At 75.7% G+C, this 16,306-nt stretch carries 16 protein-coding genes; 9 read left to right on the forward strand and 7 right to left on the reverse strand.

Annotated features, from left to right (window positions below; all coding sequences use genetic code 11):
- Positions 1-149: 149 nt before the first annotated feature.
- Both ACTWO6_RS09175 and ACTWO6_RS09180 read right to left on the reverse strand, forming a co-directional pair.
- Positions 150-596 (reverse strand): GNAT family N-acetyltransferase, encoded by a 447-nt coding sequence (locus ACTWO6_RS09175; RefSeq protein ID WP_446219218.1) that lies wholly within the window; start codon positions 594-596, stop codon positions 150-152.
- 91 nt (positions 597-687) lie between these two features.
- Entirely contained in the window at positions 688-948 is a 261-nt protein-coding gene (locus ACTWO6_RS09180; protein WP_446219219.1) for a Prokaryotic metallothionein, read from the reverse strand.
- A 155-nt stretch (positions 949-1,103) separates the two neighbouring features.
- Between ACTWO6_RS09180 and ACTWO6_RS09185 the strand changes: the two genes are divergently transcribed.
- Positions 1,104-1,379 (forward strand): isoamylase early set domain-containing protein, encoded by a 276-nt coding sequence (locus ACTWO6_RS09185; protein ID WP_446219220.1) that lies wholly within the window; start codon positions 1,104-1,106, stop codon positions 1,377-1,379.
- A 25-nt stretch (positions 1,380-1,404) separates the two neighbouring features.
- Here ACTWO6_RS09185 and msrB read toward each other — a convergent pair whose 3' ends face one another.
- A complete protein-coding gene (msrB, locus tag ACTWO6_RS09190; protein ID WP_446219221.1) occupies positions 1,405-1,815 on the reverse strand; it encodes a peptide-methionine (R)-S-oxide reductase MsrB in 411 nt (136 codons plus the stop codon).
- A 47-nt stretch (positions 1,816-1,862) separates the two neighbouring features.
- Here msrB and ligD point away from each other — a divergent pair, with 47 nt between their 5' ends.
- The 5 genes from ligD to ACTWO6_RS09215 all read left to right on the forward strand — a co-directional run bounded on the left by ligD (position 1,863) and on the right by ACTWO6_RS09215 (position 10,613).
- Positions 1,863-2,891 (forward strand): non-homologous end-joining DNA ligase, encoded by a 1,029-nt coding sequence (gene ligD, locus ACTWO6_RS09195; RefSeq protein ID WP_446219222.1) that lies wholly within the window; start codon positions 1,863-1,865, stop codon positions 2,889-2,891.
- Between the two features lie 106 nt (positions 2,892-2,997).
- Positions 2,998-6,189 carry an FtsX-like permease family protein gene (locus tag ACTWO6_RS09200; protein ID WP_446219223.1) on the forward strand — a complete coding sequence of 1,064 codons (3,192 nt, stop codon included), beginning with the start codon at positions 2,998-3,000 and terminating at the stop codon, positions 6,187-6,189.
- Complete coding sequence (locus tag ACTWO6_RS09205) at positions 6,186-8,906, forward strand: FtsX-like permease family protein (RefSeq protein ID WP_446219224.1); 2,721 nt, start codon at positions 6,186-6,188, stop codon at positions 8,904-8,906. Before ACTWO6_RS09200 ends, ACTWO6_RS09205 begins: the two co-directional genes overlap by 4 nt.
- 1 nt (position 8,907) lies before the next feature.
- Complete coding sequence (locus ACTWO6_RS09210; protein WP_446219225.1) at positions 8,908-9,900, forward strand: ABC transporter ATP-binding protein; 993 nt, start codon at positions 8,908-8,910, stop codon at positions 9,898-9,900.
- Positions 9,897-10,613, forward strand: a complete 717-nt coding sequence (locus ACTWO6_RS09215) for an ABC transporter ATP-binding protein (protein ID WP_446219226.1) — start codon at positions 9,897-9,899, stop codon at positions 10,611-10,613. The genes ACTWO6_RS09210 and ACTWO6_RS09215 overlap by 4 nt, the downstream gene beginning before the upstream one ends.
- 263 nt (positions 10,614-10,876) lie before the next feature.
- On the opposite strand, the gene ACTWO6_RS09220 is transcribed toward ACTWO6_RS09215, so the two are convergent.
- Complete coding sequence (locus ACTWO6_RS09220) at positions 10,877-11,413, reverse strand: hypothetical protein (protein WP_446219227.1); 537 nt, start codon at positions 11,411-11,413, stop codon at positions 10,877-10,879.
- Positions 11,414-11,525: 112 nt separating this feature from the next.
- Positions 11,526-11,978: an N-acetyltransferase family protein gene (locus ACTWO6_RS09225; RefSeq protein WP_446219228.1), complete on the reverse strand. Its 453-nt coding sequence runs from the start codon at positions 11,976-11,978 to the stop codon at positions 11,526-11,528.
- A 72-nt stretch (positions 11,979-12,050) separates the two neighbouring features.
- On the opposite strand from ACTWO6_RS09225, the gene ACTWO6_RS09230 reads away from it, so the two are divergent.
- The gene (locus ACTWO6_RS09230; RefSeq protein ID WP_446219229.1) at positions 12,051-12,563 is read left to right on the forward strand and encodes a potassium channel family protein; all 513 of its coding nucleotides are present in this window, start codon (positions 12,051-12,053) and stop codon (positions 12,561-12,563) included.
- Here the strand turns inward: ACTWO6_RS09230 and ACTWO6_RS09235 are convergent.
- Complete coding sequence (locus tag ACTWO6_RS09235) at positions 12,490-14,058, reverse strand: alpha/beta hydrolase (protein ID WP_446220606.1); 1,569 nt, start codon at positions 14,056-14,058, stop codon at positions 12,490-12,492. The two genes, ACTWO6_RS09230 and ACTWO6_RS09235, sit on opposite strands and share 74 nt — an antisense overlap.
- A gap of 55 nt (positions 14,059-14,113) precedes the next feature.
- On the reverse strand, positions 14,114-15,226 hold the full coding sequence (locus tag ACTWO6_RS09240) for an ATP-dependent DNA ligase (RefSeq protein ID WP_446219230.1): 1,113 nt from the start codon (positions 15,224-15,226) through the stop codon (positions 14,114-14,116).
- Positions 15,227-15,361: 135 nt separating this feature from the next.
- Between ACTWO6_RS09240 and ACTWO6_RS09245 the strand changes: the two genes are divergently transcribed.
- Positions 15,362-15,574, forward strand: a complete 213-nt coding sequence (locus ACTWO6_RS09245) for a hypothetical protein (RefSeq protein ID WP_319460992.1) — start codon at positions 15,362-15,364, stop codon at positions 15,572-15,574.
- A gap of 228 nt (positions 15,575-15,802) precedes the next feature.
- The gene (locus ACTWO6_RS09250) at positions 15,803-16,306 is read left to right on the forward strand and encodes a DUF1990 family protein (protein WP_446219231.1); all 504 of its coding nucleotides are present in this window, start codon (positions 15,803-15,805) and stop codon (positions 16,304-16,306) included.

Here is a 16,306-nt window from a genome sequence, read left to right on the forward strand (position 1 = left end):
GGCTGCCACCAGCACGGGACCACCGGATCCGGATCCGGGCCCTGGAGTGTCGACGGTCGAGGTCTCCGGTCGGGTCGTCCTGGTCGGCGGTGCGGTCGTCGTCGAGCCCGCTTACTGACTCCGCGGTCTCCCGTCCCGTCCCTGGCGGGTCACGCGTCGCGGCGCATCGGGGTGTGCGGGATGCCGTCCTCGACGTAGTCGGCGCCGCTGACGGTGAAGCCGTGTCCGGCGTAGAAGCGGACCAGGTGCGTCTGCGCCTCCAGCACGCACGGCCGGTCGCCCACCTGGGCGAGCGCCTCGGTCATCAGCCGGCCGGCCAGGCCGCCGCCCCGGGCCGCCGGCGCCACCACGACCCGGCCGATCCGCGTCACGCCGCCCGGGTCGGCCAGGATCCGCAGGTACGCCAGAACGTCGCCGTCCCGGGTCAGCCAGAGGTGCCGGGTGCCCGGCTCGACGTCCCGGCCGTCCAGCTCCGGGTACGGGCACGCCTGCTCCACCACGAACACGTCGATGCGCAGCCGAAGCAGGTCGTGGAAGGTGCGGGCGTCCAGGTCGGCGAAGGCGGCGACCCGGACCTCGACAGGCGGCGACGGCATCCCGCGATGGTAGGCCCCCTCGGGGACGCCTCCCGCGGAGGCGGCTCCTGTACCGCGGCCGGGCTCGGCGGTGGGGTGGCCGGGCCGCCGCTCAGGCGGGGCGGGCGCCCACCGCGTCGCGGATCTCGGCGCCCTCCGTGGCCTCCACGGCGCGGGCGCAGTGCGCGCAGCAGAAGAAGCGGCCGGAGACCTCGACGCCGTGACCGACGATCTTGATCTGGCAGTGCTCGCAGATCGGCGCCATCTTGTGGATCGCGCACTCGAAGCAGTCGAAGGTGTGCACGTCCCCGCTGACCGTGCGCACCTCGAACGCCATCCAGTAGTCGTTACCGCAGACCTCGCAGGTAGCCATTCCAAAACCCCCCGATACGGACATGTCACACCAGCGTCGAGCACCGGACACATCCGGGCAACCGAAACCGGCGAACCTGATCCCGCTCGACGGCGAGTCGCTCCCGGCGTGTCGCGCGTTAGGCCCGGTGACAGCCTCGAACCCCGGAGGACCACGTGATCAAGCGCAACAAGCTCTTCGGCAACCAGACCCGGGTCACCTTCTGCCTGCCGCGGGACACCCCACCCGGCACGGTGAGCGTCGTCGGCTGCTTCAACGACTGGCAGCCCGGCCGGCACGAGCTGGTGACCCGCCGCGACGGCACCCGGACGGTGACCGTCCGGCTCGCCCCGGGGGAGTACCGCTTCCGCTACCTCGCCACCGGGGGCGTCTGGCTCGACGACGAGTCCGCCGACCAGGTGGACGACCAGGGCAGCCGGCTGCTGCTCTGACCGGCCGGCGCCGGGACGACGCCGGTCAGCCCTGGCCCGGCTCGAGCTGGATGGAGAGCGAGTTCACGCAGTGCCGGGTGTCCTTCGGGGTGAAACCCTCGCCCTCGAAGACGTGCCCCAGGTGGCTGTCGCACCGGGCGCAGCGGATCTCCGTACGGAGCATGCCGAGGGTGCGGTCCGGGATCTCCTTCACCGCGCCCGGGATGGCGTCGTCGAAGCTCGGCCAGCCGCAGTGCGAGTCGAACTTGGCGTCGCTGCGGAACAGCTCCAGGCCGCAGGCCCGGCAGTGGTAGACGCCGGGGGTCTTGGTGTCGACGTACTCGCCGGTCCACGGCCGCTCGGTGCCGGCCTCGCGGAGCACGTGGAACTCCTCGGGGCTCAGCCGGACCCGCCACTCTTCCTCGGTACGGGGCAGTTCGCTCTTATCAAGACTCACCGTTCAACGGTACGCCGGGCGTCGGTGCCATCGCATATGGTCGCGCAATGGGTGGCACCAAGGCAGCGGCCGCGGAGATCGAGGTGGCCGGGCACACCGTACGGCTAAGCAGCCCGGACCGGGTGATCTTCCCGCAGCGCGGGTTCACCAAGGCGGACGTCTTCGGCTACTACCTCTCGGTCGGCGACGGGATCATGCGGGCTCTGCGGGATCGCCCGACGACGCTCCAGCGCTTCCCGGAGGGCATCGAGGGGGAGATGTTCTTCCAGAAGCGGGTGCCGGCCCGGGGCGTACCGCCGTGGGTGCGGACCGCGGAGATCAGCTTTCCCAGCGGCCGGACGGCCGCGGAGCTGTGCCCGGCGGACCTCGCGCACGTCGCGTGGGCCGCGCAGATGGGCACCGTGGTGTTCCACCCGTGGCCGGTGCGCGCCGCCGACGTGGACCGCCCCGACGAGTTGCGGATCGACCTCGACCCGCAGCCCGGCACCGACTTCGCCGACGCGGTGACGGCCGCCGGTGAGCTGCGCGCGCTGCTGGACGAGCTGGGCGCGACCGGCTGGCCGAAGACCTCCGGCGGCCGGGGCGTCCACGTCTACCTGCGGATCCACCCGCGGTGGACGTTCACCGAGGTGCGCCGGGCCACCATCGCTCTGGGCCGCGAGCTGGAACGCCGGCGCCCGGAGCTGATCACCACCGCCTGGTGGAAGGAGCAGCGGGGCAGCCGGGTCTTCGTGGACTACAACCAGATGGCCCGGGACCGGACGATCGCCTGCGCGTACTCGCTGCGGGCCAACGCCCGGGCCACCGTCTCCACCCCGGTCGACTGGGACGAGCTGCCCCAGGTCGATCCGGACGACTTCCACCTGGGCAGCGTGCCGGCCCGGCTCGCCGAGCGGGGCGACCCGCACGCCGGCATCGACGACGCCCCGTGGGACATCACGCCGCTGCTGGAGTGGGCCGAGCGGGACGCCGCCGCCGGCCAGGGCGACCTGCCGTACCCGCCGGACCACCCGAAGATGCCCGGCGAGCCCAAGCGGGTGCAGCCCTCCAAGGACCGCGACCGACCCCGGGACTGACCCCTGCCGCCGTCCCGGTAACGATCATGTAACGGGCGCGAACCTTTCCCGCGCCCCGACTGGTCTTCCTGGTCGTCGGCCCGTCGGGGGCCCGGGGAGGCGTCGGATGAAACTGGTGTGGAGGCGGGCCGTCGAGGCGCGCGGGCTGCTGCTCGCCGCCGCGGTCGCGGCCCTGGTCGCGGTCGCGCTGGTCACCGGTCTCTCCGACTACAACCGCCGGGCGGTCGCCGCCGGGCAGCGGGCGCTCCTCCAGGCGGCGCCCGCCGAGGAGCGCAGCCTGCTGGTGAGCGGGTCGGGCGGTGCGGACACCGCCGCGTACGTCGACCGGGACCGGGCGGTACGCGCCCAGTTCACCGACGGCCTGGGCGGGGTGCCCGTCACCATCGCCGCGGCCCGCTACGGCACCGGGCGGGAGCTGACCGGCGACCTCGGCGCGGCCCGGGTCGGCGACGATCCGCTCTTCGCCAACCTCGCCACCCTCGGCGACCTGGCCGGGCACGCCGAGCTGACCGCCGGCGCGTGGCCCACCCCGGGCGCCACCCCGCTGCAGGTGACCCTGCCGGAGAAGGTCGCCGGCCAGCTCGGGCTGCGCACCGGCGACCGGGTGCCGCTCTTCGACCGCAGCGCCGAGCGGGCCGGCGAGGTGGTGCTCGCCGGCACCTGGCGACCCCGCGACCCGGCCGAGGTGTACTGGCGGCTGGCCCCCGGCGTCGGCGACGGCGGGACCGGCGCGGTCACCTCGTACGGGCCGTTCGCCCTCGACCCGGCCGACTTCGCCCGCACCTTCCCCGGCACCAGCTCGGCGTCCTGGCTGGTCGCGCCGGATCTCGCCGTGGTCGAGCCGAGCCGGTTGACCACGGTCAAGCAGGCCGTCGCCGCGATCTCGGCGCAGCTCCCGGAGGCCACCGGTCTCGGCTCGTCCGCGCAGAGCGTCACCACCATGGACCGGCTGATCGACCGGCTCGGCCGGGCCGACCTGGTCGGCCGCTCCGCCCTGCTCACCCCGCTGCTGCTGATCGTGGTCCTCGGCGGGTACGCGCTGGTGTTGGTCGCCGCGCTGCTCAACGAGGACCGGCGGGCGCAGACCGCGCTGCTGCGCGCCCGGGGCGCGGCCCGCGGCCAGCTCGCCGGCCTCGCCGTACGCGAGGCGACGCTGGTGGTGGCGCCGGCCGTGCTGCTCGCGCCGGCGCTGGCCGGCGAGGCGCTGCGCCGGCTCGGCGCCGGCACGGCGGATCTCCGGCTGACCGACGGCGGCGGCGGCCCGGTCTGGGCGGTGGCGGTCGCCACCGCGGTCGGCTGCCTGCTCGCCATGGTGCTGCCGGCGCTGCGCCGGGCCGGCACCTACGTCGCCGACATGGCGGCCCGCTCCCGCCCCACCCGGGGCGCTGCCGTGCAGCGGGCCGGCGTCGACCTCGCCCTGGTGGCGCTCGCCGTGCTCGCCTGGACCCAGCTGCGGCAGTACGCGTCGCCCCTAGCGGGGGCCGGCGGGGGCCTCGGCATCGACCCGCTGCTGGCCGCCGCGCCGACCCTCGGCGTGCTGGCCGGGGCGGTCGTCGCGCTGCGGCTGCTGCCCCCGGCGACCCGGTTCGCCGAGCGGTTCGTCGACCGGCGGCCCTGGACGGCGACGATGTTCGGGATGTGGCAGGCGGGCCGGCGCCCGCACGCCGGTCCGGTGCTCCTGCTCGCCCTGGCCGTCGGCGGCAGCACCCTCGCCTGGTCGCTGGTGGCCTCGTGGGAGGGGTCGCAGCGCGACCAGGCCCAGCACCGCGTCGGCGCCGACCTGCGGCTGGTCGAACGCAACGGCGTCGCCCCGGCCGACCGGGTCGCCGGGCTGACCGCGGTGCCGGGGGTGGACCGGGTGCTGCCGGCCTGGCGGGACGACGTCCGGGTCGGCCGGGACGACCTGCCGGCGACCGTGGTGAGCCTGGACGCGGCGGACGCCGCCGGCGCGCTCCGGCTGGACGACGCCGCCGGCGGGGCGTCCGCCACCGAGCTGCTCGACCGGCTGGTCCGGGGCCGCGGCGCGCCGGCCGGGACCGTCCTGCCGGCCACCGCGCGGCAGCTCACCGGCACCGTCCGTACCCCCGTCGAGTCGGACGGGAATCCGCGGGTGGAGGTGACGGCGCTGGTCACCACCGACGGCGGTACGGCGTGGCGGCTGCCGCTGGCGACCGGGACGGGTGACGGCCGCCGGGTGCCCTTCGCCGTGCGGCTGCCCGACACCGGTGGCGCCCCGCTGCGCCTCGCCGGGTTCGAGGCCGATGCGGGCGAGGCGACGGGCGGCAGCTACCGGCTGCGCGTCGACGGGCTCGGGCTGGTCGACGCCGCGGGCGCCCGACTACCGCTGGCGCTGACCGGCGGGTGGAACCTCGCCGACACCGGCCAGGGACCGATCGGGCCGGCCCTGGTCGAGGGCGGGACCGTCGACGCCACGTACCGGGTGGTGATCCCCGAGGGCGGCCGGTTCGCCGATCCGCCGCCGTCCCGGTTCGTCGTGGTGCCGGGCGGCGACAACGCGCCGGCGCCGGCGCTGCTGACCCCCCGGACCCGGGCCGCGCTGAACGTCCGTACCGGCGACACGGTCAGCCTCTCGCTGGCCGGCGTGACCCTGCCGGTCAAGGTGGTCGGCGAGGTCGAGGCCGTTCCTGCGACGGCCGACAGCGGCGGTGGCGTGCTGGTCGACCTGCCCGCGGCGACCGACTGGCTGCTCCGGCGGCAGGGCACGGTCCGGCCGGTGCCCGAGTGCTGGCTGGGCACCGACGCGGCCGGGCACGCCGAAGCGGCGACCGCGCTCGCGGGGCTGCCCGGGGTGACCCTGCTCGACCGGCGCGCCGTCGTCGCCGAGGCGGCCCGGGATCCGTACTGGCTGGGGGCGCGGACCGGGCTGCTCGCGGCCGCGCTCGGTTCGGTGCTGCTGGCCCTGGTCGGCCTGGCGGTCGACGTCTGGGCCACCGCCCGGCACCGGCTGGGGGAGTTCGCCGTGCTGCACACGTTGGGCGCCGCGCCCCGGTTGCTGGCCCGGGCGCTCCTGGCCGAGCAGGCCTTCCTGGCCGGCATCGGGGTCGGCGTCGGGCTGCTGGTGGGCGCCGGTGTCGCGGCGACGATGGTGCCCCTGGTGATCCTCACCCCGGCCGCCGGCCGGCCGGTGCCCGACGCCGCCTTCCTGCTGCCCTGGACACCGATCGGGCTGACCGCGCTCGGGCTGCTGCTGGCGGCCCTCGCCTTCAGTGCCGCCATCACGACCGGCATCCGGCGGCGGGTGGCCGCCCAGCAACTGCGGATCGGGGGAGAAGGATGAGTGTCCTCGGGGTGCTGAGGCGGGTGCGGGCCTACGGCGGCCACTTCCTGCTGCTTGCGGTGCTGACCCTGGTCACCGCGCTGTTGATCACGGCGGTGCCCCGGGTCGCCGACCGGCTGACCGGGCAGGGGCTGCGGGAGCACGTCGCCGGGCAGCCGGTGGCCCGCCGGGACCTGCTCTACACGACGGCGGAGGAGCCGATCCTGGGGATGAGCCGGGCGGTGGCCGCCTCCCGCGCCGCCGAGCTGGACGCCCTCCAGGGACGGATGCCCCCGGCCGTGCGGCAGTCCGTCGGCGAGCGCTGGTATTTCGCGCGGACCATGTTCAGCCGGCTCACCGGGCCGGACCTGACCGCCGACAAGGGACTGATCGACCTCACCGTGCGTACCCTCGGCGGGGTCCGGGAGGCGGCCACCCTGGTCGAGGGCCGGTGGCCGGAGGCGGGCGTGACCGCGGACGGCTCCGTCGAGCTGGCCCTCGCCGACACGGTCGCCGGCCCGCTCGGGCTGCGCGCCGGCAGCCGGCTCCGGCTCTCCGTCCTGGACGCCGACGGCAAACCGCTGAAGGCGAAGAAGATCACGCTGGTGGGCGTGTTCCGGCCGACCGACCGCAACGACGGGGTCTGGGACACCCTCCCGTCGCTGCTGCGGCTCGCCGCGCCCGTGGGGGACGGCAAGCCGTTCCTGGCCGTCGGGGTGACCGGCGACGCCGGCCTCGACGCGCTGGTCGCGGCGGGTTGGCCGGTCAGTTTCGCCTGGCGTTACCGGATCGCGCCGGACCGGCTGTCCCCCGGCCAGCTTGGCGCGTTGATCGCCGGGCTGGCCGGCCTGGAGCGAGCCCGCCCGGCCGGGCTCACCCTCACCCAGGGCGTGGACATCCCGCTGCGGCAGTTCGCCAGGTCGCTCACCGCGGCCCGTACGCTGCTCGCCGTCATCGCCGCCGGGCTGCTCGCCACCCTGGTCGGCCTGACCGTGCTCGCCGCCGGGCTGGCGGCCCGCCGCCGCCGGACCGAGTACGTGCTGCTGCGCGCCCGGGGCGGCTCGGCCGGCGTGGTGCTGCGCCGCGGACTGGCCGAGTCGCTGCTGGTGCTGCCGGTCGCGGCCGGCGCCGGCTGGCTGCTCGGCGGTCTGCTGCCCGGCGGCGGCTCGCAACTGCGCTGGGTGCTGCTCGCCGCCGCGCTGGCGACGCTGGCGCTGCCGGTCGCCGCGTTGACCGGGCAGCGGACGTCCGGCCGGGCCGATCTGGTCGGCGCCCGGTCCACCGCGGTCCGGCTCACCGTCGAGGTGTGCCTGCTCGGCGTGGCCGTGCTCGGGGCGTTCCTGCTGCGCCGCCGGGGGCTGACCCTCGGCGGGTCGGTGGACCCGCTGCTGGTGTCCGTGCCGGTGCTGGTGGCGATCGCCGCGGCGCTGCTCGCGCTGCGCGCCTACCCGTGGCCGTTGCGGCTGCTCAGCCGGGCCGCCGCCCGGGCCCGGGGCAGCGTCGCCTTCCTCGGTACGGCGCGGGCCGGCCGGGCCGCCGCGACGGCGCCGCTGGTGGTGGTCGTGCTGGCGGTCGCGACGGCCGCGTTCTGCGGGGTGGTGGCCGCCGGCATCGAGGCCGGCCGGGACCGGGCCGCCTCCCGCGCGGTCCCCGGTGACGTGCTGGTCGACGGGGAACGGTTCGCCCCGGACACCACGGCGGCGCTGGCCGGGCTGCCCGGGGTGCGGGCGGTCGCCCCGCTGCTGGTCGAGTCGGCCCAGCGCCCCTACGCCGACGCCGCCGGCCGGTTCGGCGGGGTCGGGGAGACCCAGGTGCTGCTGGTCGACGGGGCCACCTTCGCGGAGGTGAGCCGCCGCGCCGGCGTCGCGGTGCCCGACGTCCTCCGTACCACCGGTGACGGCTCGACGCCGCTGCCGGCGCTGGTCTCCCCGGCACTGGCCGCGGACCTCGCCGACGCGGGGCTCGCCGACGCCGCGGGCCGGCGGCCGGCCTGGCTCGACGTGCAGGGCAACCGGCTGCCGGTCCGGATGGCCCGGACCGTCGAGGAGTTCCCGCTGGTCGACCGGAACATCGAGCGTTTCGCGGTGCTGCCCTGGCCGACGCTGCCGGCGGACGCCCCGCACCCGCTGATCCCCACCGCTTTCGTGCTGGCCGGCGACGGCATCGACGCGGCGGCGGTGAGCCGGGTGGTCGACGAGGGGCAGCGCCGCTACCAGCGCAGCGGGTCGGTCACCGGTGGGGAGCGGCCCCGCCAGCCGGAGGTGCGTACCTGGTCGGCCGTGCGGGCGGAACTCGGCGGCAGCGGGGTGAACGGGCTGCTCGTCTTCGGTTTCACCATCGGTGCTGCCGGCGGCACGGCGCTGGGCCTGCTCGCGCTGGCGTTCGCGGTGCTGGCCGGGGCGCGCGGGCGTGGCCAGGTGCTTTCCCGGCTGCGCACCATGGGGTTGTCCCGCCGGCAGTGGCGGGGGCTGCTGCTGGTCGAGCTGACTCCGCTGGTGCTGGTGTCGGTGCTCACCGGCGCGCTGGTCGGCGCGCTGCTGCCGCTGCTGTTGACCCCCGTCCTCGGCCTGCCCGCGTTCACCGGGGGCGCGGCGGTGCGGGTGCGTTTCGAACCCGGTCTGGTCGCCGGGGTGCTCGGGCTGGCCGTGCTGGCCCTCGGCTTCGCGGTCGCCGTCGAGGCCCTGAACAACCGTCGGATGCGCCTCGGTGAGGTGCTCCGGCTCGGAGAGGAGAGCTGAGATGACAGCCACCGCCGAGGCGTCCGCGGTGCCGGACCTGGCCGCCCTGCAACTGCGGGCCGCGCAGCGCGCGGCCGAGCGGGCCGGCGGCCAGGACCGGCTGCGCGGGCACATCGTCTGTGACGGCCTGGTCCGGATCTTCAAGACCGAGGGGGTGGAGGTGGTCGCCCTGCAGGGGCTCGACCTGGTCATCGACCGGGGCGAGCTGGTCGCGATCGTCGGCGCCTCCGGCTCGGGCAAGTCCACCCTGCTGAACATCCTCTCGGGGCTGGACACCCCCACCGCCGGCATCGCCCGGGTCGCCGAGTACGACCTGCTCGCCCTGTCCCACGGGCGTCGGCTCAGCTACCGGAGGAAGATGGTCGGCTTCGTCTGGCAGCAGACCGGCCGCAACCTGCTGCCGTACCTGACCGCGGTGGAGAACGTGGAGCTGCCGATGAAGCTGGCCGGTGGGCGGGCCCGGCGGGCCCGGCGCGAGCGGGCCCGGGAGCTGCTCGACCTGGTCGGGGTCGGCTACTGCGCGGACCGGCGGCCGGGCCAGATGAGCGGCGGCGAGCAGCAGCGCTGCGCGGTCGCGGTGGCGGTGGCCAACGACCCGGAGGTGCTCTTCGCCGACGAGCCGACCGGCGAGCTGGACGAGGCGACCGGCGCGGAGGTCTTCGCCGCGCTGCGGACCATCAACGCCGAGCTGGGCGTGACCATCGTGGTGGTCACCCACGACCACGCGGTGGCCGGCCAGGTCCGCCGGACCGTCGCGATCCGCGACGGCCGGACCGCCTCCGAGGTACGCCGCACCGCCCGGATCGGCGCGGACGGCAGCACCGAGCTGGTCAGCGAGGAGTACGCCGTGCTCGACCGGACCGGTCGGATGCAGCTGCCGGCGTCCTTCGTCGACGCGCTGTCCCTGCGCGACCGGGTCCGGCTCAACCTGGAACCCGACCACGTCGAGGTGCGGCCCGGCGACCGGGCGCACGCCGAACGGAGTGAGGCATGACCGAGCAGCTGTCCGCGACGTCGGCGGGCGCGACCACCACCGCGGTGGTCCGGGTCGACCGGGTGAGCCGCACCTTCGGCCGGGGCGAGCACGCGGTGCACGCCGTCCGGGACGTCTCGTTCTCCGCCGGGCGGGGCGAGCTGGTCGCCGTGCGGGGCCGCTCCGGCGCCGGCAAGACCACGCTGCTCAACCTGGTCGGCGGGCTGGACCGGCCGGACTCGGGCCGGGTGCGGGTGGCCGGGCACGACGTGACGGCGGCCGGTGAGCGGGAGCTGCTGCGACTGCGCCGGGGGACGGTCGGCTTCGTGTTCCAGACCTTCGGGCTGGTGCCGATCCTGTCCGCGGCGGAGAACGTCGGGGTGCCGCTGCGGCTGGCCCGGGTACCGGCGGCCGAGCGGGAGCAGCGGGTCGCGGTGCTGCTGGAGCTGGTCGGTCTCGGCGGGCACGCCGCGCAGCGCCCGTACGAGCTGTCGGGCGGGCAGCAGCAGCGGGTGGCGGTGGCCCGGGCCCTGGCGAACGAGCCGGACCTGTTGATCGCCGACGAGCCGACCGGCCAGCTCGACTCGGAGACCGGGCGGTCCATCATGGACCTGCTGCGGGCGGTGGTGCACGCTCGCGGCATGACCGCGCTGGTGGCCACTCACGACCCGGCGCTGATCGAACTGGCCGACCGGACCCTGACCCTGCGCGACGGCCGCCTGGTCGACGACTGACGGCCGCCACCGGGGCGGTGCTGTGCCGCTGCCCCGGTGCGGGCACGCCGGGCGGCCGGTCCCCTCGGCGCTGCCTACGAAGCTGATGTCGTGGATGGATCGGCGGCGCTGTCGCGGCGGGCCCGCCCGGCCTCGGCTGAGTCGGCTGCGACATAAGCTTCGTAGCGTCTCCGCGCAGGTCGCCGTGGTCGCCCTCCGACCGCCGTTGGCGAGTTCCGCGAAGGGGCGGCCAGGTGGCGGCGGCGTCGGTGCGTGTGCCGGGATCAGGCGCGGCAGCGGCGGCGGTGGTAGGCGACGGTCACCGCGAGCAGCAGCGGTCCCCAGAGCAGCAGCGGGGCGTAGCAGGCCACCAGCAGCGCGAAGCCGGCCGGGGTGAGGCTCAGGTCGTTGCCGTGGACGAGAACGCCCCAGGCCGCGTACCCCCAGATCAGGGTGACCGCGACGGCGCCGACGGTGGCCGCCGCCACCGCGAGCGGCGGCGGCACCCGCCGGCCGCCGACCACGGGCAGCCAGCGGGGGAGGACCTCGCCCCACGGCCGGACCAGGCCGAGCGCCAGCAGGGCGAGCGCTTCGGAGACCAGGCTCAGCGAGACGATGTAGACGCTCTCCCACCCGTGCGGGCGGACCGGCGCGCCGTGCTCGGACGCGCCGAGCGGCACGCCGGCGACCAGGGCGATCCGCCACAGCCCGGACGGCAGGGTGACCAGCGGGACCAGGTGGGCGAGCCGGACCGCCCAGGCGGGCGCGGGCCGCCCGTCCAGGGGGCGGCGGACGGAGCTGGTCGGCGTGGCGGTACGCATGGCGGTTCCCCGATCCCTCGGCTGCCTCCCCAGCCTGGCCGCGGGCGGACCGGCGACCATCCCGAGCGGTGGGGAGTCAGCTCCCCGGAATGGGGGAGGGCAGCCCGCGAGGTCAGAGCGCCAGCTTCATCCCCTCGTGGCTGGCCACGAAGCCCAGGTTGCGGTAGAAGCGGTGCGCGTCGGCCCGGGTCTTGTCCGTGGTCAGCTGCACCAGCGCGCAGCCCCGCAGCCGGGCCTGGTCGATGGCCCAGACCATCATCTCCCGGCCGACCCCCCGGCCCCGCAGGTCCGACCGGACCCGCACCGACTCGATCAGCGACCGCTCCGCGCCGTGCCGGCCCAGCCCCGGGATGTACGTGATCTGCATGCAGCCGACCAACTCGCCGCCGGCGTCCGCCACGACCAGGTGGTTGCGCGGGTCGGCGTCGATGTCGGCGAACGCCTTCTCGTACGCGTCGTCGACCTCCGTGAAGTCGCGGGCCTTGCCCAGCACGTCGTCGGCGAGCAGGGCGATGATGGCGGGCAGGTCGGCCCGGACGGCGTCCCGGAAGATCACGTCGGTCATACCGGCAGCCTCACACAGCGACACCGGGCGATGTACGGGCGTCGGTTGCCGGCACCCGGCAGCATGTGCGCCATGGACCTCCTGCTGCTGCCGTTCCGGTGGATCTACCGAGGCCTGGTCTGGTTCGCCAACTCACCCCGGACGCTGATCACGTCGTATCTGCTGATGATCGTGGTGGCGGGCATCCTCTACAGCCAGGCCGAGCGCAAGAGCGCCGCCGACTCCGTCTGGTGGGCGGTGGTGACCGCCTCCACCGTCGGGTACGGCGACATCTCGCCCGCCACCATCGAGGGCAGGTTCCTCGCCGCGCTGCTCATCTCCACCATGGTGCTGCTGGTCATCCCGCTGATCACCGCGCACTTCGCCAGCCGGCTGATCGTCGACGACGACGCGTTCGAGCACGACGAGCAGGAGGAGCTCAAGGCCGACGTCCGGCGGATGCGGGCGCTGCTGGAGGAGCTGGCCGCACGGCAGGGCATCGAGCTGCCCGAGCCGGAGCGCCGGGCGCCGCTCAACGCGCCGGGCAGCGCAGCCCCTCTCTCGGAACGGTCAGCGAGATCAGGTAGGCGTCGACGGCGGAGGTGACGCAGGCGGTCTGCGGGTACGCGGTGTGCCCCTCGCCCTCCCAGGTCAGCACCCGCCCGACGCCCAGCATCGACGCCAGCGCGGCGGTCTGCTCGTACGGCGTGGCCGGGTCCCCGGTGGTGCCGACCACCACGATCGGCGGCGCGCCCACCGCCTTGCCGGTCGGGTACGGGTCCCGCCCGCCGGGCCACTCCACGCAGCCCAGCATGCCCACCGCCAGGGCCGGACCGAAGAGCGGGTACTTGTCCCGCCACTGCGACTGGAGCTGACGGATCTGCTCCCGGGTCGGCTTCTCGGTCTCGTCGGCGCAGTTCACCGTGAGGTTGGCGTCGAAGAGGTTGGAATAGTGCCCGTCGTCCTCGCGGCCCGCGTACGCGTCGGCGAGCTTGAACACCCCGGCCGGATCGCCGCCCTGGAGCCGGTCGATCGACCGGGCCAGCTCCTGCCACCCCGACTCGGTGTACAGCGAGGAGATCACCGCGTAGAAGACCCAGCCCGAGGTGGCCTCCCGACCGTCGCCGCCCCGGACCGGGGAGACCTTCGCCTTGTCGATGGCGGCGGTGACCGCGCCCCGGGCGTCCGGGGCGATCGGGCAGCGGCCGGCGTTCGCGGCGCACCACCGGGCGAAGTTGCCGAACGCCCGCTCGAAGCCCTTCGCCTGGCTCTCCGACCCGGCGATCAGCTGCTGCTGCGGGTCCACCGCGCCGTCGAGCACCAGGGCCCGGACCCGGTCCGGGTAGAGCTGCGCGTAGGTCGCGCCGAGCAGGGTGCCGTACGAGTAGCCGAGGTAGGTGAGCTTGTCGTCGCCGACCGCGGCCCGGACCGCGTCCATGTCCCGGGCCGCCTGCTCGGTGCCGTAGAGCGGGAGCTGGTCGCCGTACCGGTCGCCGCAGCGCTGCCCGATCCGCTGGTTGAGGTTGACGAAGCCGTCGAACGCGGCCTGGCTCTCCGGGTCGGGGTCGTAGCCGAAGCTGGCGTCCAGGTCGGCGTCGGAGATGCACTTGACCGGGCTGGACCGGGCCACCCCGCGCGGGTCGAAGCCGACGATGTCGAAGCGGTCGGTCACCGCGGCCGGCAGCCCGCCGAACGCGGAGCCGAAGGAGAGGTAGACGGCGGTGTCCACACCGGACGCGCCGGGGCCGCCCGGGTTGACCACCAGCGAGCCGATCCGGTCGTGCTGCCTGTTCGACCGGATCCGCAGCAGCGCGATCTCGAAGGTCTCCCCGGCGCCGGGCCCGGCGGTCGAGCCGGTCGTGGCGCCGCTGCCCCAGTTGCGCGGCACGGCGATCCGGGCGCACTCGTAGCGCATCCCCGCGGCGCCCCGGCCGACCAGCTCGTCGGCCACCTCCGGGCAGGCCCGCCAGGTCGGCGCGCTGCCGGGGGCGGCCGCCTCGCCCTGGCTCTCGGTCCGCGGCGCGAACGCCGGCAGCGTGCAGCCGGCGGTGACCACCACCGCCGCGGCGAACCCGGCCAGGGTCAGGCGGACCCGTCGGATCCGGTCGGAGAAGCGGGTCACGTGGGAGCCTTCCGTGATCGTGTCGACGGCCAGGCTACGCCGGGCCCGGTGCGCTGCCGACGGTCGCCGCCGGATCCCCGCGCAGCACCTGGTCCACGTCGTAGCGGACCGGGCGCTCCAGCTGGTCGTAGCGGCAGGAGCGGGGATCGCGGTCGGGCCGCCAGCGGACGAACTGGGCGGTGTGCCGCAGCCGGTCGCCCTCCATCGCGTCGTAGCCGACCTCGACCACCAGCTCCGGGCGCAGCGGCTCCCACTCGAGGTTCTTCGTGCCGGTCCACCGGCTCACCCCGCCGGGGATGCGCTGGCCCCGCTCGTGGTCGCCGTGCACCCACGGGTGGTCGCCGGCCACGTCCCGGTACGGCTCCAGCTCCTCCAGCAGCTCCTTGCGGCGGGCCGCGCTGAACGACGAGCTCACCCCGATGTGGTGCAGGACCCCCGCGTCGTCGTAGAGGCCGAGCAGCAGCGAGCCGACCACCGGGCCGGACTTGTGCCAGCGGAAGCCGGCCACCACCGCGTCCGCGGTGCGCGCGTGCTTCACCTTGAACATCAGCCGCTTGCCCGACTCGTACGGCAGGTCGGCCGGCTTGACGATCAGGCCGTCCAGCCCGGCGCCCTCGAAGACCTCGAACCAGCGCCGGGCCGTCTCCGGCTCGGTGGTCACCTGGGTGACGTGCACCGGCGGACGCACCTTGGCCAGCGCCTTCTCCAGCCGGGCCCGGCGCTGCGGATAGGGCTGGTCGAGCAGCGCCTCGTCGTCGATGGCCAGCAGGTCGAAGGCGACGAAGTCGGCCGGGGTGGTCTCGGCGAGCAGCTTGACCCGGGAGGCCGCCGGGTGGATGCGCTGGGCGAGCAGCTCGAAGTCGAGCCGGGGCTGGCCGCCCGGCCCGTCGCGGCGGATCACGATCAGCTCGCCGTCGACCGCGCACCGGTCCGGCAGCTGGGCGCGCGCCTGCTCGACCACCTCCGGGAAGTAGCGGGTCATCGTCTTGCCGCCGCGGCTGGCCAGCTCGACCTCGTCACCGTCGCGGAAGATGATGCAGCGGAAACCGTCCCACTTCGGCTCGTACGTCATGCCGGGGGCGGAGGGGAGCTGGGGCACGCTCTTGGCCAGCATCGGCTCGACCGGCGGATTGATCGGCAGGTCCACGGCGACCAGTCAATCAGACGGGACCGACAGCCGTGAGGCAGATCACCGCCGGTGCGGGGCGGCGTGTCCCCGCCCGGGCCCGTTCGTCACCCGCGGGAGGATGATGAAACCGCAGGTCAGAGCTACCTTCGCCGGGTGCGGGAGTGGGTGTGCGGCTGCTGCGGGCGCTGGCGGGTCAGTGTGGAGCTGATCCGGGGGCGGTACCGCTACCGGCTGGCGCACCGCTACCGGCCCGAGTTCGGCGGCGGCGCGAACGTCGTCGGCGAGGTCTCCTCGGTGGCCGAGCTGGAGGAGCTGCTGCGCCGGCACGCCCCGGTCGGCCTGGCCGACCTGCGCGAAGCCGCCTGAGCGCCGGCGTCCGCGGCGCTGCCGCCGCCGCTGGCCGCCGAGCCGACCGACTCAGGCGCCGCTGCCCGCGGTGCTGACCAGCGACTTCTCCAACACGCCTCGATCGCGGCGAGCAGCCGCCCGCCGACGCCCCGCCAGCCCACCACAGCCGCCCGCGACCGCGCCGGGCGGCCCATCCGCGCCGGCCGTACGCTGGCGGGGTCCGACTCGACCGTGGGGGTGCGTACCGTGCCGGAGCTGACCTACCCGGACGTGGGTGCCACCCGCGAGGGGCCGCTGCCGTCCGGCTGGCGGCACGTCCGGCACCGGGTCGCGCTGCCCGCGGGGTCGTTCGCCACCGCCGGCGCGGCGGTCCTCGGCTGGCGGCTGCACCGCGCGGCCGGCATCCGGATCGAGGCCGACGCGCCGCGGGCCGCCCCCGGGGTCCGGGTCGTCTCCCGCCTGGGCGTCGGGCCGCTGCGGCTCGCCGCGCCCTGCGCGGTGGTCTGGGCCGTCGACGACGACCGGCGGGCCGGCTTCGGGTACGGCACGCTGCCCGGCCACCCGGCGCGCGGCGAGGAGGCCTTCGTGGTCACCCGGGACGACTCCGGCGCGGTCTGGTTCGAGGTATGCGCGTTCAGCCGCCCGGACCGCTGGTTCATGCGCGCCGCCGGCCCGTTCGGCCGGGCCTTCCAGCGTGGGTACGCCTGGTGGCTCGGCTGTACCCTCCGCCGGCTCTGCACCCGTCCCTGA

It is taken from the genome of Micromonospora sp. IBHARD004 (genome assembly GCF_052814115.1).